The 16012-nt window shown below is 63.8% G+C and carries 12 protein-coding genes; 7 read left to right on the top strand and 5 right to left on the bottom strand.

Annotated elements, in window-relative coordinates; translation table 11 throughout:
- Positions 1-126 precede the first annotated feature (126 nt).
- The 3 genes from IB272_RS09595 to recA form a co-directional block, all read right to left on the bottom strand.
- A complete protein-coding gene (locus IB272_RS09595; protein ID WP_060585072.1) occupies positions 127-978 on the bottom strand; it encodes a GyrI-like domain-containing protein in 852 nt (283 codons plus the stop codon).
- Positions 979-1311: 333 nt separating this feature from the next.
- Positions 1312-3975 (bottom strand): alanine--tRNA ligase, encoded by a 2664-nt coding sequence (alaS, locus tag IB272_RS09590; RefSeq protein WP_060585071.1) that lies wholly within the window; start codon positions 3973-3975, stop codon positions 1312-1314.
- 231 nt (positions 3976-4206) lie between these two features.
- Complete coding sequence (recA, locus tag IB272_RS09585; RefSeq protein ID WP_043614579.1) at positions 4207-5295, bottom strand: recombinase RecA; 1089 nt, start codon at positions 5293-5295, stop codon at positions 4207-4209.
- Positions 5296-5614: 319 nt separating this feature from the next.
- Between recA and IB272_RS09580 the strand changes: the two genes are divergently transcribed.
- The 3 genes from IB272_RS09580 (at position 5615) to IB272_RS09570 (ending at position 7827) form a co-directional block, all read left to right on the top strand.
- Positions 5615-6562 (top strand): carbohydrate kinase family protein, encoded by a 948-nt coding sequence (locus tag IB272_RS09580; protein WP_060585069.1) that lies wholly within the window; start codon positions 5615-5617, stop codon positions 6560-6562.
- Positions 6563-6593: 31 nt separating this feature from the next.
- Complete coding sequence (locus tag IB272_RS09575) at positions 6594-7523, top strand: pseudouridine-5'-phosphate glycosidase (RefSeq protein WP_034794581.1); 930 nt, start codon at positions 6594-6596, stop codon at positions 7521-7523.
- A 163-nt stretch (positions 7524-7686) separates the two neighbouring features.
- On the top strand, positions 7687-7827 hold the full coding sequence (locus tag IB272_RS09570; protein ID WP_162733013.1) for a hypothetical protein: 141 nt from the start codon (positions 7687-7689) through the stop codon (positions 7825-7827).
- Positions 7828-7889: 62 nt separating this feature from the next.
- Here IB272_RS09570 and IB272_RS09565 read toward each other — a convergent pair whose 3' ends face one another.
- Positions 7890-10508, bottom strand: coding sequence for a PAS domain-containing sensor histidine kinase (locus IB272_RS09565; protein WP_060585067.1), 2619 nt, complete (start codon positions 10506-10508; stop codon positions 7890-7892).
- A gap of 267 nt (positions 10509-10775) precedes the next feature.
- Here IB272_RS09565 and IB272_RS09560 point away from each other — a divergent pair, with 267 nt between their 5' ends.
- The gene (locus IB272_RS09560) at positions 10776-11777 is read left to right on the top strand and encodes a flagellar biosynthetic protein FliO (protein WP_060585065.1); all 1002 of its coding nucleotides are present in this window, start codon (positions 10776-10778) and stop codon (positions 11775-11777) included.
- A 174-nt stretch (positions 11778-11951) separates the two neighbouring features.
- On the opposite strand, the gene dksA is transcribed toward IB272_RS09560, so the two are convergent.
- The gene (gene dksA / locus IB272_RS09555; protein WP_034794589.1) at positions 11952-12371 is read right to left on the bottom strand and encodes an RNA polymerase-binding protein DksA; all 420 of its coding nucleotides are present in this window, start codon (positions 12369-12371) and stop codon (positions 11952-11954) included.
- Positions 12372-12774: 403 nt separating this feature from the next.
- Between dksA and IB272_RS09550 the strand changes: the two genes are divergently transcribed.
- From IB272_RS09550 to IB272_RS09540, 3 genes are all read left to right on the top strand, one after another.
- Positions 12775-13278 carry a histidine phosphatase family protein gene (locus IB272_RS09550; RefSeq protein WP_060585061.1) on the top strand — a complete coding sequence of 168 codons (504 nt, stop codon included), beginning with the start codon at positions 12775-12777 and terminating at the stop codon, positions 13276-13278.
- Positions 13279-13425: 147 nt separating this feature from the next.
- Entirely contained in the window at positions 13426-14922 is a 1497-nt protein-coding gene (locus tag IB272_RS09545) for a YcjX family protein (RefSeq protein WP_113554784.1), read from the top strand.
- A complete protein-coding gene (locus IB272_RS09540; protein WP_034794598.1) occupies positions 14919-16004 on the top strand; it encodes a TIGR01620 family protein in 1086 nt (361 codons plus the stop codon). The genes IB272_RS09545 and IB272_RS09540 overlap by 4 nt, the downstream gene beginning before the upstream one ends.
- The last annotated feature ends 8 nt before the right edge of the window (positions 16005-16012 follow it).

The following is a 16012-nucleotide window of genomic DNA, read 5'->3' as shown; positions in this document are numbered from 1 at the left end:
TCCCTTTGCCTCCGTGAAAGGATCGTGCTGGGGACGATCTTTGGAGGTTCGGCGCAGGCCACGCCGAACCAAAAGGTGCCGCCCGGACACTGATTCGTCAATTGCGGGTGTGTGCTCGGGTGTCTGTCACTTCAAAGGCAGATAGATCTCGCTCAAGAGTTCGGTCGGCGCAACTTCGCGGGGATTGTTGAGATATTTCTCGAACATCAGGCTGTCGCGGATATCGCGGCCGGACTGCGGCAGCCATGTGCCGTAGAGCCATTGGTAGGCCTTCGGCATATCCGCGTAAGGGCCTTTGTGGCGAAGCACCGCATAGCGGCCGCCGTCGAGATGCTGCGGGGTCAACGGCGCCTCCGCCGGCATCGGTCCGCGCGCGCTGACGCAGGCAAAGGAGCGCAGTTTTTCCGCCGGCACCAGTTCCGGATCGTCGAGGTAGATGCCGATCATCTCCATGTCCGGCCGGAACAATTGCCGTGAAAAGAGGGTGCCATAGAGCGTCTCGAACGCCTTGCCGATCTCCATATAGGAGCCGGTGTGGGCGACGCCGACGAGGTCGAAGGCTTCGACGTCCTTCAGGGTGACTTCATACATGTCTGGAATTCCTTCCGTTGAAGCGGTTTCAAAGGCGACATGGCTCCCCTCCTTGCGGTATCGCGCCGGCGGCAGCCCATAGGCGGCCTTGAAGGTGCGGTTGAAGGATTGCAGATTGGGATAGCCAGAGCGCTGCGCGATCGTTTCGACAGGAAGATCGGTCTGGGCGAGATCGGCCGCTGCCCGCTGCAGCCGCAGCCGCTTCACCGTTCCTGCCAGCGTCTCGCGGTGAACGGCCCGGTAGATCCGGTGCCAATGGTGCGGCGACAGACAGGCAATCTCGGAAAGGCGATCGAGGTCGAGATCGCCGTCGAGATGACCGTAGATGTAGTCGCTGACCCGGTGCAGACGCCGTTCATAGGTCGCCCACGCTACCCGCTCTTCCATGTCCAACCTTTCGCGCTTTGCTCACGGATGGGTAGACCATAGATCAATTTGACAAATCCTGCGGAGTTGCGGGCGTGCTTCGACAGAGATTTGTACGAGCCTTCCGCGATATAGGACCCCAGAACGGTGCCTTGGCCAGCAATCACGTTTCGGTTTGACCGTCAGAGGCGCCGAGGCTCTGTTCGTGTGGGCTGGTGATCCGGCGGGGTATGACACGCACGGCCGGAGGGGGCTCGCGGGACCGCGAGCGTGAAGCTACACAAGCCCTGCCCGATGCAAACAAAAAGGGCGCCGCAACGGACGCCCCTTTTCCTATTCTGCTGCGGGTACCAATCAGCCGGCGAGTGCGACGGCCACCGCTTCGATCGCTTCGGCCGCCTTGTCGCCATCCGGACCGCCGGCCTGGGCCATGTCGGGACGGCCGCCGCCGCCCTTGCCGCCGAGAGCGGCGGATGCGACGCGAACCAGGTCAACGGCGCTGAGCTTCGAGGTCAAGTCGTCGGTCACGGCAACGACCGCGCTTGCCTTGCCATCGCCGGAAACGCCGACGAAGGCAACGACGCCGGAGCCGAGGCTCTTCTTGCCGTCATCGGCCAGGCTCTTCAGATCCTTGGGCTCGACGCCCGAAACGACCTTGCCGAGGAAGCGAACGCCGGCGATTTCGCGGGCGGCATCGGCCGAACCCGCTTCGCCGCCACCACCGAGTGCCAGCTTCTTCTTGGCCTCAGTCAGCTCGCGTTCCAGCTTGCGGCGCTCGTCGAGCAGCGCCTCGACGCGGCCGAGCACGTCGCCCGGCTGAACCTTCAGGGTGTTGGCGAGCGTCTTCACGCGCTCGTCCTGCTCGTTCAGATAAGCGCGTGCCGCTTCACCGGTCAGCGCCTCGAGGCGACGAACGCCGGCGCCGACGGCGCTTTCCGAGACGACGCGCACCAGGCCGATGTCACCGGTGGCAGACACGTGCGTGCCGCCGCAGAGTTCGACGGAATAAGCGCGGTTGGCCTTGGAGCCGTGAATGCCGCGGCCCATCGAGACGACGCGAACCTCGTCGCCGTACTTCTCGCCGAAGAGCGCCATCGCACCTTCGGCAATCGCATCATCGACGCTCATCAGGCGCGTGGTCACCGGCGTGTTCTGGACGATGATCTCGTTGGCCATCTCTTCAACGACCTTCAGCTCCTCGGCCGTCATCGGCTTCGGATGAGAAACATCAAAGCGCAGGCGTTCCGGCGCTACCAGCGAGCCCTTCTGGGCCACGTGGGTGCCAAGCACTTCGCGAAGCGCCTCGTGCAGTAGGTGCGTTGCCGAATGGTTGGCGCGCAGGCGCGAGCGGCGGGCGTGATCGACGTCGAGCTGGGCGGCTTCGCCGGTCTTGACCGTGCCTTCGGCCACGGTCGCGAAGTGGACGAAGAGCCCCTCGCCGCGCTTCTGCGTGTCGGTGACGGTGAGCTTGCCGCTTTCCGTCGTGATCGTGCCGGTATCGCCCATCTGGCCGCCCGACTCGCCGTAGAACGGCGTCTGGTTGAGCACCACCTGGACGGTGTCGCCCTTGGCGGCGGTTGCTACGACAGCGCCATCGCGCACGATCGCCTGGATCACGCCCTCGGCGGTCTCTGTGTCATAGCCGAGGAAATCGGTCGCGCCGTGCTTTTCCTTGAGCTCGAACCAGATGGTCTCGGTCGCAGCTTCACCGGAACCGGCCCAGTTGGCGCGGGCTTCGGCCTTCTGGCGCTCCATGGCAACCGAGAAGGCGTCGGTATCGACGGTGATGCCCTTGGCGCGCAGCGCGTCCTGGGTCAGGTCGAGCGGGAAGCCGTAGGTGTCGTAGAGCTTGAAGGCGGTTTCACCGTTGAACTGGTCGCCTTCAGACAGATCGGCAGATGCGTCGGACAGCAGATTGAGACCGCGCTCCAGCGTCTTGCGGAAACGGGTTTCCTCAAGCTTCAGCGTCTCGGAGATCAGCGCTTCGGCGCGCACCAGTTCCGGATAGGCGCGGCCCATCTGGCCGACGAGTGCCGGCAGCAGCTTCCACATCAACGGATCCTGGGCGCCGAGCAGCTGCGCGTGACGCATCGCACGACGCATGATGCGGCGAAGCACGTAGCCGCGGCCTTCGTTCGACGGCAGCACGCCGTCGGCGATCAGGAAGGCAGACGAACGCAGGTGGTCGGCAATGACGCGATGGCTGGCGCGACGGTCGCCCTCAGCCTTGACACCGGTCGCTTCTTCCGAAGCCGCGATGAGCGCGCGGAAGAGGTCGATGTCGTAGTTGTCGTGTTCGCCCTGGAGAACGGCTGCGAGACGCTCGAGGCCCATGCCGGTATCGATCGACGGACGCGGCAGGTTGACCCGCTCTTCCTTGGTGATCTGCTCGTACTGCATGAAGACGAGGTTCCAGATCTCGATGAAGCGGTCGCCGTCTTCGTCGGCCGAGCCCGGGGGGCCGCCCCAGATATGGTCGCCGTGGTCGTAGAAGATTTCCGAGCACGGACCGCAGGGACCGGTATCGCCCATGGCCCAGAAGTTGTCACTGGTCGGGATGCGGATGATGCGATCGTCGGAGAAACCGGCGATCTTCTTCCAGAGATCGAAGGCCTCGTCGTCGGTGTGGTAAACCGTGACCAGCAGGCGCTTGGCGTCGAGGCCATACTCCTTGGTGATCAGGTTCCAGGCGAGCTCGATCGCGTTCTCCTTGAAGTAATCGCCGAAGGAGAAGTTGCCGAGCATTTCGAAGAAGGTGTGGTGACGCGCGGTGTAGCCGACATTGTCGAGGTCGTTGTGCTTGCCGCCGGCGCGAACGCACTTCTGCGCCGTAACGGCCGTCGAATAGGGACGCTGCTCCAGGCCGGTGAAGACGTTCTTGAACTGCACCATGCCGGCATTGGTGAACATCAATGTCGGGTCGTTGCGCGGCACCAACGGGCTCGACGACACGACCTCGTGACCGTTCCTGCGGAAATAGTCGAGAAAGGTCGACCGGATTTCATTCACGCCGCTCATCTTGCGTCCTATTCTTAAGCACCGATTCCGGCCCGCGTCCGGCCCACGCCGCGCCACTAAGCCATTGTCCCTAAACCCTGCGGCCACCCGTGGTGACCGCACCCTCCAACGCGCTGGGTCGCCGGAACCAAAGGCTTTTATCGCTCACATATCCGACTGTCCAGACGCCAGCAAAAAACCGGCCGCCCACGGGACGACCGGTTTTCTGGTAACCTCAGTGGGCCGAGCGGCTTATGCTTCCGGCGGCTCGTCACCGTCGTCCGCTTCCGGACCGCCATTCTCGAGGAACCGATCAGCGATCAGGCCGGCGTTCTGGCGCAGCGCCGTCTCGATTTCGCGCGCGAGATCCGGATTGTCGCGCAGGAACGTCTTGGCGTTCTCGCGGCCCTGGCCGAGACGCTGGCTGTTGTAGGAGAACCAGGCGCCAGACTTTTCGACGATGCCGGCCTTGACGCCGAGGTCGACCAGTTCGCCGGTCTTCGATACGCCCTCGCCATACATGATGTCGAATTCGACCTGCTTGAAGGGAGGCGCCATCTTGTTCTTGACGACCTTGACGCGGGTCTGGTTGCCGACGACCTCTTCGCGCTCCTTGACCGAGCCGATGCGGCGGATGTCGAGGCGAACCGAGGCGTAGAACTTCAGCGCGTTGCCGCCGGTGGTGGTTTCCGGCGAACCGAACATCACGCCGATCTTCATGCGGATCTGGTTGATGAAGATGACCATGCAGTTCGACTTGGAGATCGACGCCGTCAGCTTGCGCAGCGCCTGGCTCATCAGGCGGGCCTGCATGCCCGGCAGGCTGTCGCCCATTTCGCCTTCGATTTCGGCGCGCGGCACGAGCGCGGCGACCGAGTCGACGACCAGCACGTCGATCGCGCCGGAACGCACCAGCGTATCGGTGATCTCAAGCGCCTGCTCTCCGGTGTCGGGCTGCGAGATCAGGAGGTTTTCGAGGTCGACGCCGAGCTTGCGGGCATAGACCGGATCGAGCGCGTGTTCGGCGTCGACGAAGGCGCAGATGCCGCCCTTCTTCTGTGCTTCGGCGACGGTCTGCAGCGCCAGCGTCGTCTTACCCGAGCTTTCCGGGCCGTAAATTTCAACAATGCGGCCCTTCGGCAGGCCGCCAATGCCGAGCGCGATGTCGAGGCTGAGAGAGCCGGTCGAAACCGTCTCGATCTCAATGATGCTGTCCTTCCCACCGAGCTTCATGATCGATCCCTTACCGAACGAACGTTCGATCTGGGAAAGTGCCGCTTCAAGTGCCTTGCTTTTATCCACCGATTTGTCCTCTACGAGCCGCAAAGAGTTTTGTGCCATTTGGTCCACCTTTAGGTTATTGAAGCTACCGAGGCAATGAAGCCGCCGCAGGAGTTTTTGTACATGTTTTGTTCCGTATTTGCAAGAGCGCGACAACACATTGAAAAACAATAGCTTTCAACGATACGTTCGATTCTTGTTCACGGAACGAAACCAGAGTTTTCGAATGTTGGCGCCAGCCCTTCGAACCTGCCCGGCAAGGCTCGGCCGATTCGCCTGCGCATGAGACTTTGAGCAGGTCGGGCGCGTGGCGCTTTGCGACGCGGCATTGCAGGATGCCAACAGATATTCGGCCGATCGGCCAAGCAGAGGAACATTCATGACGCAAGCTGACATCGCCGTTTTCGGTGGCGCGCATATCGACAGGCGCGGCCGTATATCGGGAACGACAGCGCCCGGATCGAGCAATCCGGGAAGCTGGTTCGAAGAAGCGGGCGGCGGTGGTTTCAATGCCGCGCGCAACCTGGCGCGGCTTGGCCACAGCGTGCGCATGATCAGCACCCGCGGCGGTGATGCGGCCGGCGAGATGGTGACCGTAGCCGCGGCCGCCGCTGGCGTCATCGACAGTCCCCTCACCTTTCTTGACCGCCAGACGCCGAGCTATACGGCGATCCTCGAAAACGACGGCAATCTGGTGATTGCGCTCGCCGACATGGAACTCTACCGGCTGTTCTCGCCACGGCAGTTGCAGCGGCGGGCGCTCCGCGAGGTCATCGCCGCGAGCAAGCTGGTGCTGACCGACGCCAACCTGCCGGAAGAAACGATCGCCGCACTTGCCCAGTCGGCTGCCGGCAACGGCCGCCTCGTCGCCGGCATCGCTGTTTCGCCGGCCAAGGTCATCCGCTACCGGCCGTGCCTCTCGCATCTCTCGTTCCTGTTCATGAACGAATCCGAGGCGCGGGCGCTGACCGGCAAGGAGGCGGCCGAGGCGGAAGAATGGCCGGCCCTGTTGCGCGGTCTCGGCATCAACGGAGGCGTCGTGACCCGGGGCGGCCGTACGGTCGTTGCCTTCGAGGGCGACAGCGCCTGTGTCGTCGTGCCGCCGGCCCTGCCCGCCCTTGCCGACGTCACCGGCGCCGGCGACGCGCTCGCCTCCGGCTTCCTTTCCGCCCGCCTTGCCGGCCGCAACATCGCCGATTGCCTGCGGCACGGCATCGCAGCCGCCGGTTTGACGTTGCGTTCTCCCTTGGCCGCATCCGAAGAGATGTCCGCGGCCAATCTCGAACAGGCGCTGGCCCTTGTGCCCACGCCCCAAATGCTGTCATGACATTTGCCAGCAGAACTCCCAAGGAAAGACCATGACCAAACCCGCTTCCCCCTTCCTGCCGATGGAATATTCCGACGAGGTCGCAGCCGCCAAGGCGCGTGGCGCGCCGATCGTGGCACTGGAATCGACCATCATCACCCATGGCATGCCCTACCCGGGCAACCTGAACATGGCCCGCAGCGTTGAAGCGATCATCCGCGAACAGGGTGCCGTGCCGGCGACCATCGCCGTCATTCATGGCGTACTGCATATCGGCCTTGACGATGCCAAGCTCGAAGAACTGGCCAAGACCCAGGGCGCGATGAAGGTCTCGCGCGCCGATCTCGCCTTCGCGATCGCCGAGCGCCGCACCGGCGCGACCACCGTCGCCGCGACGATGATCGCTGCTGCCCGCGCCGGCATCCGCGTCTTTGCGACCGGCGGCATCGGCGGCGTGCACCGTGGAGCGGAGCTCTCCTTTGACATCTCCGCCGACCTCGATGAACTCGCCCGCACCGGTGTCATCGTCGTCTGCGCCGGCGCGAAGGCGATCCTCGACATTCCGAAGACGCTCGAAGTGCTCGAGACCCGCGGCGTTCCGGTCGTCACCTATGACAGCGAAATCTTCCCGGCCTTCTGGTCACGCGACAGCGGCCTCAAGAGCCCGCTGATGCTGAACAGCCCGGCCGCGATCGCCAACTTCCAGACCATGCGCGAGCTGCTCGGCGTCGAAGGCGGCATGCTGGTTGCCAATCCGGTTCCGGAAGCTGCCGAGATCCCGCGCGAAGAGATGGAAATCTATATCGCCCGCGCGCTCGACAATGCCGAGAACGACGAGATCACCGGCAAGGCGGTCACGCCCTATCTGCTCAGCAACCTCTTCGAAATGACCGAGGGCCGCAGCCTCGAGACCAACATCGCGCTGGTCGAGAACAATGCCCGGCTTGCCGGCGAGATCGCCGTCGCGTTGAACGTGAAGTAATCCGGTAAGAAACGGCGAGAAATAGAGAAGCCCGGCCCGCAAGCGCCGGGCTTTTTACATTGGCGAAGGCTGACGATGCGTTGGAAGTTTGATCAAGCACCTGATGTTGCCTGCGTTACCTGCCGTTCGGTGCTCGCGGGGCACCCGGTTCTCGTCGCAACACATGGCGAAAGTGCTGGTGGTCGCGACGGCGGAGGTCGTCAAGCGCCACACCGACCTTGACGAGATCGCCGATCTTCCTCCCGGCTGGTCGGCAACGCGCGCCTCGGCCAATGATCCTTGGTCAAGGCAGCAGAACGACTAGGGGCGGAAGCCTAACGTACCCAGCGCCGGACCCCGGTCGATATTCCCTGGCGTTCAATGGCCCTAGGAATCGAGCATTTCGCGCACGGATACCGCCAGCTGCTTCAGCGAGAACGGTTTGGGCAGGAAGCCGAACTTGGCATCCGCCGGCAGGTTGCGGGCAAAGGCGTCTTCGGCATAGCCCGAGACGAAGATGAACTTCAGGTCCGGGTATTTCTTGCGCAGTTCGGTCAGGAGCGTCGGTCCGTCCATTTCCGGCATCACCACGTCGGATACGACGATATCGACGGCGCCGTTGAGCTCGTCCATGATGTCGAGCGCCTCGACGCCGGAGCCCGCTTCGTAGACGGTGTAGCCGCGCGTTTCCAGCATGCGCTTGCCGCCGCGGCGAACAGCCTCCTCGTCCTCGACGAGCAGCACGACTGCCGAATCGCCGGTGAGATCGGTCGGCTCCTCGTTCTTGACCACGGGAGCCGCTATCGTCTGCACCACCGGCGCAGCAACGGTTCCGGTGCCTGCCTGCGCGGGCTCCTCGGGCGCAACCGGCACCTCGATATGGCGCGGCAAGAGGATGCGGAAGGTCGTGCCCTTGCCCACTTCCGATTCCGGATAGATGTAGCCGCCCGACTGCTTGACGATGCCATAGACCATCGACAGGCCGAGACCAGTTCCCTTACCCACTTCCTTGGTCGTGAAGAACGGCTCGAAGATTTTGTCGAGGATTTCGGGCGCAATACCTGTTCCCTGGTCGGAAACTTCCACCATCACGAAGTCTTCGTCCGGCAGCTCACGGCGTCCGAAGGCCGAAACCTCCGCCGCCGGCAGATTGCGGGTGCGAAGTGTAATGATGCCGCCTTGGGGCATCGCGTCGCGGGCGTTGACCGCGAGGTTCAAAAGCACCTGTTCGAACTGGCCGAGATCGGTCCGGACCGGCCAGAGATCGCGGCCATAGTCGACCTCGACCTTGACGTTCGTTCCGGTCATGCGGTCGACCAGCATGCGCAGGTCGCCGATCACGTCGGTCATGTTGAGCACCGTCGGCCGCATCGTCTGCTTGCGCGAGAAAGCAAGCAGCTGCCGCACGAGAACAGCGGCACGGTTGGCGTTGCGCTTGATCTCCATCAGGTCGGCGAAGCTCGGGTCGGCCGGCCGGGCAGACAGAAGCAGGTGGTCGGAGGACAGCAGGATCGCCGTCAGCACGTTGTTGAAGTCGTGCGCGATGCCGCCGGCAAGCGTGCCCACGGCGTTCATCTTCTGCGTCTGCGCCATCTGGTTTTCGAGCGCTTTCTGCTCGGTAATCTCCAGCGCATAGATGATCGCCGCTTCCTCCGGCGCCTGATCGGTCTGGTCGATCACGGCATTGACGTAGAAGCGGAAATGGCGCTCGCCATCGGTCGGGTGCAGCGCGTCGATCGGCGCGATGTCGCCCTGCCGGTCCTTGGCGGCCGCCAGCGCGTCGTGCAGGCGAAGCTTCTCGGTTTCGTGCACCACGGCATCGATCAGCGCGCCGCGCTCGACGTCGTCCTGCGAGACGAGACCGGAAAACAGCTTCAGGAACGGCGCGTTGGTGCGCAGGATCCGGCCATTGCCGTCGACCGAGGCGATCGCCATCGGCGTATTGTTGAAGAAGCGGGTAAAGCGCATCGCTGCGCTCGACGCCGACTGGTCGCTGTCCTCGCCGCCCTCGCGCGACATGACGATGGTGCGGCTTTCGCCGGGCGCGCCGTCGCGGGTCGAGGAGACACGGTGGATCATGCGCACCGGCAGGCTCTGGCCGTTCAACTTGCGCAGGTCGAGGTCGAGCATCTTGGTCTTCTTCAGACCCGGTTCGGCCTGCACCGCCTGGACGAGCGTCAGCCCCTCACCGGCCACCAGATCGCCAATACTTATCGAGCCCGGCTGGAACTTGGTGAGATCAATGCCGAGCCAGTCGGCAAGCGTGGCGTTGATATAGAAGATCTCGCCCTTGCGGCCGGCGGAGAAGAAGCCCGCGGGTGCGTGATCAAGATAATCAATCGCGTTCTGCAATTCCTTGAAGAAGCGCTCCTGGTCATCGCGTTCGGCGGTGATGTCGGCGATCTGCCAGAGATAGAGCGGATTGCGCTCGCTGTCTTCGAGCGGCAGCACGCGTGCCTTCAGCCGGAACCAATGGGCGCCGGAGCCGGTGGCCGCACCGGTCGCAAGCGGCTTCAGCAGGCGGAATTCCTCATGCCCCTGCTTGCCCTCGTGCAGGCCGTTGGTCAGCCGGTAGATTGCTTCCGTCGCCTCGCGATTGCGCGACAGGATCGTTTCGAGTGACTGGATGCCGGCAGCGTTCCTCGCGCCCGTGAGCGCGCCATAGGCGGCGTTGGCGTAGATGATCCGGCCCTTCCGGTCCGTGACGATCGTGCCGTCCTCATGCGCATCGAGAAAGGCGCGCGCCAGTTCGTCCGGGCGCGATTGCGGCATCACCTCGATGAAGCCGATGACCGAGGACACGAGAAAGAAGATGCCGACCATGGCGAGAACGCCGAGGATGCCGAGCACGATCTCGTTTTCCATCTGGTTCCGGAAGATCACGAAGGCGATGGCCGAGACGGTGAGGACGATCGCGAGCAGCACGATCCGCAGCACGGTTCCGGGCCTGACGCCACGGTCAACAACCGGCATCTGGTAGTCGCCTGACTGCCGCAATTTCGTCATCGGGTCCTCTTACGCGGCCGGCGCCGCGCGCGGCGCGGCCCAGCCCTTCCGGCCGGCATCCGCTCAAACCGCCGGGCAAAATCGGCCATAGCCGACACGCCCTCGATCATTCGGACAAGAATCATCTTTAACAATCAGAGATAACAGCAAAAAGCACCTGTGCGGAAGCATTCGAGCCAATTCACAGGGAATGTCGGCGAAGTGCTTGTCCGAGCCCGAAAAAAGCCGTCAAATACTGCCACTCGAAAGGCAGAAGGAGTTCACCCTATGATGGAAACGATCATCGCCGACAACGGCAGCCGGTTCGTCGTCGCCGCTGCAGCGGTCGCGATTGGACTTTTGTGCCTCGTGGCCGTGCTCTGGATCATGCGCAACCGTCCTTCCTCGCCATTCATCCGTGGCGGCAAGAACCGCCAGCCGCGCCTGGCCGTGCTCGATGCTGCCGCTGTGGACACCCGGCGCCGTCTCGTGCTCGTGCGCCGCGACGATGTCGAGCACCTGATCATGATCGGCGGGCCGACGGATATCGTCATCGAAAGCCGGATCGTCGCCGGCGGCGACGAGCGCCCGGCCGTCAGCGAACGCTCTGCTGTCATCGAACGCAAGGTGGCCGAACCGGTGGCTGAAAGCCGTCCGGCAGTCAGGGAACCCGTTCAGCAGCCCGCGCCGACAATGCAGGCCGAACCCGTCGTCGCGACGCCGGTTCGCCCCATCACCCGGACAGAGGAACAGCCGGTCGCTCGCGTCGAGCCGGTGGCGCCCATGCGCGTTACGGCCGAACAGCGCCCGGTGGCAGCACCTGCCCTTGCTGCAGAGCAGCGCCCTCTCGCTCGCCCTGTCGCCCAGCCCGCACCCGAGAGCCCGTCTATCACCTCCGTCGCAGCACCCGCGGTCAACGTCGATGCAGCCATGAACCGCCCTGTGGCAATGGCGCAGGCTGTACAGCCGCAACCCATTCAGATGCAGCCGGCCCAGCAGCTTCAGCGCCCCGCAGCGATCATCCAGTCGCAGCCTCAGCTCCAACCGCAGCCGGCTCCTGCGACCGCCCTTTCTGATTTCGAGCGCCTTCTCGACGCGGAGATCACCGGCGACCTGCAGCGCCTGGGTCCGGCAACATCGGTCACTCCGGAAAACCGTGCGCCGGCCCATTCCGGCCGTCAGGAGCCGACGCTTGGCGCGCCTGTCGCCGACGGCGGTCATAAGGAGCCGACAATCGAAGAAGAGATGAACCGCATGCTGGCCGACATCTCCGCCGGGCGGAAGCCCTGATTGCCGCATTGGCCTGACGGCGACGTCAGGCATCGCGACGGCAGCGAGATACTTGTCTGAGCCCAGGCATCGAAGCGAAGAGCCGCTTCGTTGCTTCGGAAGAAATTCGGGACAACGGAAAAAGGCGCGGTTTGACCCGCGCCTTTTTTCAGACTGTTACGAAAGCCCGAAAGCTTATTCGTCCCGGTAGACCTTTTCCCGCCGCTCGTGGCGCTCCTGCGCCTCGATCGAGAGGGTCGCGATCGGACGGGCGTCCAGTCGCTTCAGGCCGATCGGCTCGCCTGTTTCTTCGCAGTAGCCGTAGGTACCTTCGTCGAGACGCTGCAACGCCGCATCGATCTTGGAGATCAGCTTGCGCTGGCGGTCCCTGGCTCTGAGCTCGATTGCCCGATCAGTTTCGGAAGAAGCCCTGTCTGCGAGATCCGGATGATTGGCGCTCTCCTCTGCCAGGTGATCCAGTGTCTCGCGTGCCTCGCGAAGGATGTCGTTTTTCCAAGCGTTCAACTTGGCCCGGAAGTACGCCCGGTGGTTGGCATTCATGAATTCATCGTCCTCGGAAAGGACGAAGGTACTAAGATCGATCTTCTCACTCAACGCGATTCTCCTGAAGAACATCTCATTGCGGCGGTGTATAGACCTATGGAAGCTGTGATTCAAGCCTCGCAACAGACACTCAACCGTATTTTAATGTTGCTAGCGTTTCAGGCTAACTGACGAATATTTCATCAAAATTACACATCGGATCTTGATTTCCAACTTGCGCCCACCGAAGCCGCCTCCTCTGCTCGCTGAAAAGTGACAATGACGTGTTTGCGCCATTTTACCGTCCATTCACGACCGCGGCAAAGCGCAGCACCGGCAGTCCCCGAAAAAATCACGGCGGCCAGCTTGATCTTTATTGTGCGTGCGGGGAAAGGTGACGGTCTGCCGGCCGACATGAAAGCCGGCAAAATTCTACCCTGTCGCTGCAACCGGCAGGCAACGCCGGAACCGATCGATGCAAGACAGCGCCCCCAAGGCTCTCCGCCTCTACCTCCTGCGGCACGCCCGTTCCGGCTGGGCACTGCCGGGCCAACGCGATTTCGATCGGTCGCTGGACGAGGTCGGCTACATCGATGCGGAGCGGCTTGCCCAGACGGCCGCAGACCAGGGCATCCGCCCCGACCGCATCCTCTGTTCGACGGCGGTGCGCTGCCGCGAAACGGCCGAGCCGTTCTTCCGCACGGTCAGCGAAGAGCTGGATATCCGCTACATCGATGCGCTCTACTCCGGTCCGACGAGCGTCTATCTCGACCTCATCGATGCGCACCGGCATGTAAACGCGCTGATGCTCGTCGGCCACAATCCGATGATCGAACAATTGCTCTGCAGCCTGGTGGGCGACGAGGCCGCCCGCGAGGCGCTTCCCGATGGATATCCGCCGGCTGGCCTGGCCATTCTGGATCTGCCGTCTGACGCTACCTCCGCCCGCCTGGTATCGCTGCTGTTGCCGACGCCATGAAGGCGCACCGTAAGAAGAAATGACACGTGCGCGTTGCGGCGCCGCAATTAGTGCCTATATCGCGGAGGCAGCCCGCAGCCGATCGTCGTTCGGCGGGCCTGACGATGCGAACGACCCCGGGAAACACGCCGCAAGAAAGACCAAGACTTGGCGCCTAACCTGACCAGCTTCAAAGACGACGCGCTGATCGCGCTCGACAACCTCACCGACCGCGCCTCCGGCCTCGTCAATCCCTCGATCCGGCTCGGCGTCACCGGCCTGTCCCGTTCGGGAAAGACCGTCTTCATCTCGTCCCTGGTGCACAATCTGCTGAACGGCGGGCGCCTGCCGGTGTTCGAGGCGGTGCGTTCGGGCCGGGTCTCGAAGGTCAGGCTCGAGCCGCAGCCCGACGATGCCGTGCCGCGTTTCCAGTATGAGGATCATATCGCAGCCCTGGTGCGCGATCGCATCTGGCCAGACTCTACGCGCGCCATCTCGCAGCTGCGCATCACCCTTGAATATGAGAGCGCCAGCGGCTGGAACCGGCTGTTCTCGCCGGGCCGGCTGTCGCTCGACATCGTCGACTATCCCGGCGAATGGCTGCTCGACCTGCCCCTGCTCGCGCAGGACTTCCGCGAGTTCAGCAACAATTCGGTGGCGCGCGCCCGTGCACCTGGCCGTGCGAAGTTGTCGGCCGAATGGCTGACGCTTGCGTCGTCGGCTGGCTCGACGGCGACCGCCGACGAAAGCAGCGCCCGCCGGCTCGCCGAGAGCTTCACCGGCTATCTCAGGGCCTGCAAGGCGGACGAACGCTCGCCCTCAACTCTGCCGCCTGGACGTTTCCTGATGCCGGGCGACCTCGAAGGTTCGCCGGCGCTCACCTTCTCGCCGCTTCCGGACCTACCCGAGGGCCGTGCACCAAAGGGTTCGCTCTGGGCGATGATGGAGCGGCGCTACGAAGCCTATAAGAAACATGTCGTCAGCCCGTTCTTTCGCGAGCATTTCGCGCGCCTGGACCGGCAGATCGTGCTCGTCGATGCCCTGCAGGCGATCAACAACGGCCCGGAGGCGCTGCTCGATCTCGAGCAGGCGTTGGCCGACGTGCTTGCCTGCTTCCGTCCGGGGACCAACAGCTGGCTTTCGTCCTTGCTGACGCGACGGATCGACAAGGTGCTGATCGCAGCAACCAAGGCGGATCACCTGCATCACGAAAGCCACGACCGGCTGGAGCGCATCGCCGCGCGCCTCGTCGATCGCGCCGCCGAAAGCATCGGATTGAGCGGCGCCGGCCTCGAGGTCATGGCGCTCGCATCGGTCCGGGCCACCCGCGAAGCGACCGTCAACCACGACGGCCATGCGCTGCCGGTCATCGTCGGCACCCCGATTGCCGGCGAGAAGATCAACGGCGAAATCTTCGATGGAGAAAGGAAAACAGCGATATTTCCCGGTGACTTGCCGGAAGATCCTGAAGTTCTTTTCAAGACGATGGGGACCCGGTCCGGCGCGAGGACCTATCTCGAAAGCGCTCATCCGCTGCCGGAACTCAGCTTTGTTCGCTTCCGCCCGCCACATCTTGAGGAAACCGGCGGCGGCTTGAAACTGTCGGTGCCGCATATCCGCCTCGACCGGGCCATGCAATTCCTGTTCGGAGACCGGCTCGCATGAGTGACGACAGCAACGGTCGCAGCCGCCGTCCCGGCGCCTTTTCAGTTGGCGAAGACAAGCCCGCCGAGGCCCGTCCGCAGCTGCGCGCGCGGCGCGCGCCCGCAAGTTTCGACGACAATGTGGTGCTGACACCCGATGCGGAAGACCCTTTCCGTGAGACCACGCTTGCGGTGGAGGCCCTCGCCTTGCCCGAAGCAAGTCCTCGCAAGCGCCGCCTGTCAGTTGGCAAGATCGCGACCGGCGCACTCGGCATCATCCTGTCACTGGCTGCCGGCCTCTGGGTCGACCGCCTGCTTCGCGATCTCTTCGCGCGTGCCGATTGGCTCGGTTACGCCGCACTTGCCGTCGTCGCGATCGGACTGCTGGCGCTGCTGATCGTCGTTGGCCGCGAATTTTCGGGGCTAATGCAGCTCACGGCGATCCAGAAGCTGAAAGCGGAAACGGAAGCGGCGGCCGCTTCGGCCAGTGCGAAACCCGCGCGCGCGGCGCAGGCAAAGCTCGTCCATCTGCTGGCCAGCAATCCGCGGACGGCGCGCGGGCGCACACGGCTGAAGGAAAGCGAAGGCGAGATCATCGACGGTCCGCACGTGATCGAACTCACCGAGCGCGAGCTGCTCAGCCCACTCGACCGCGAGGCGCGGCGCCTCATTCTCGCGGCTTCCAAGCGCGTGTCGATCGTCACGGCGGTCAGCCCGCGGGCGCTCGTCGACCTCGGCTACGTCCTCTACGAATCCGCCCGTCTGATCCGCGCCATGGCCGAACTTTACGGCGGTCGCCCCGGCACGCTCGGTCTGCTGCGGCTGATGCGTGACGTCATCGCTCATCTGGCCGTCACCGGCTCGATTGCCGCCGGCGACAGCCTGATCCAGCAGGTGCTCGGCCACGGGCTGGCTTCGAAGCTCTCGGCGCGCCTGGGCGAAGGCGTCATCAATGGCCTGATGACCGCACGCATCGGCATCGCCGCGATGGACCTTTGCCGCCCGATGCCGTTTCGCGCGCTGAAGCGTCCCGGGATCGGTGATTTTCTCGCCGACCTCAGCCCCGGCGCCGGACGCGTGATTGGCGAAAGCGGCGAGAAATAGCGCGGTCG

Source organism: Ensifer sp. ENS08 (assembly GCF_014852195.1).
Taxonomy (GTDB): domain Bacteria; phylum Pseudomonadota; class Alphaproteobacteria; order Rhizobiales; family Rhizobiaceae; genus Ensifer; species Ensifer adhaerens.
This window is presented reverse-complemented; position numbering and strand designations above follow the sequence as displayed.

Bases quoted from the DNA above. Each gene is read 5' to 3' on its own strand.
- alaS (WP_060585071.1), bottom strand. From the start codon at position 3,975: ATGAGCGGCGTGAATGAAATCCGGTCGACCTTTCTCGACTATTTCCGC.
- IB272_RS09575 (WP_034794581.1), top strand. From the start codon at position 6,594: ATGACCAAACCCGCTTCCCCCTTCCTGCCGATGGAATATTCCGACGAG.
- IB272_RS09595 (WP_060585072.1), bottom strand. From the start codon at position 978: ATGGAAGAGCGGGTAGCGTGGGCGACCTATGAACGGCGTCTGCACCGG.
- IB272_RS09570 (WP_162733013.1), top strand. From the start codon at position 7,687: ATGGCGAAAGTGCTGGTGGTCGCGACGGCGGAGGTCGTCAAGCGCCAC.
- IB272_RS09580 (WP_060585069.1), top strand. From the start codon at position 5,615: ATGACGCAAGCTGACATCGCCGTTTTCGGTGGCGCGCATATCGACAGG.
- IB272_RS09540 (WP_034794598.1), top strand. From the start codon at position 14,919: ATGAGTGACGACAGCAACGGTCGCAGCCGCCGTCCCGGCGCCTTTTCA.
- IB272_RS09550 (WP_060585061.1), top strand. From the start codon at position 12,775: ATGCAAGACAGCGCCCCCAAGGCTCTCCGCCTCTACCTCCTGCGGCAC.
- IB272_RS09565 (WP_060585067.1), bottom strand. From the start codon at position 10,508: ATGACGAAATTGCGGCAGTCAGGCGACTACCAGATGCCGGTTGTTGAC.
- IB272_RS09560 (WP_060585065.1), top strand. From the start codon at position 10,776: ATGATGGAAACGATCATCGCCGACAACGGCAGCCGGTTCGTCGTCGCC.
- recA (WP_043614579.1), bottom strand. From the start codon at position 5,295: ATGGCACAAAACTCTTTGCGGCTCGTAGAGGACAAATCGGTGGATAAA.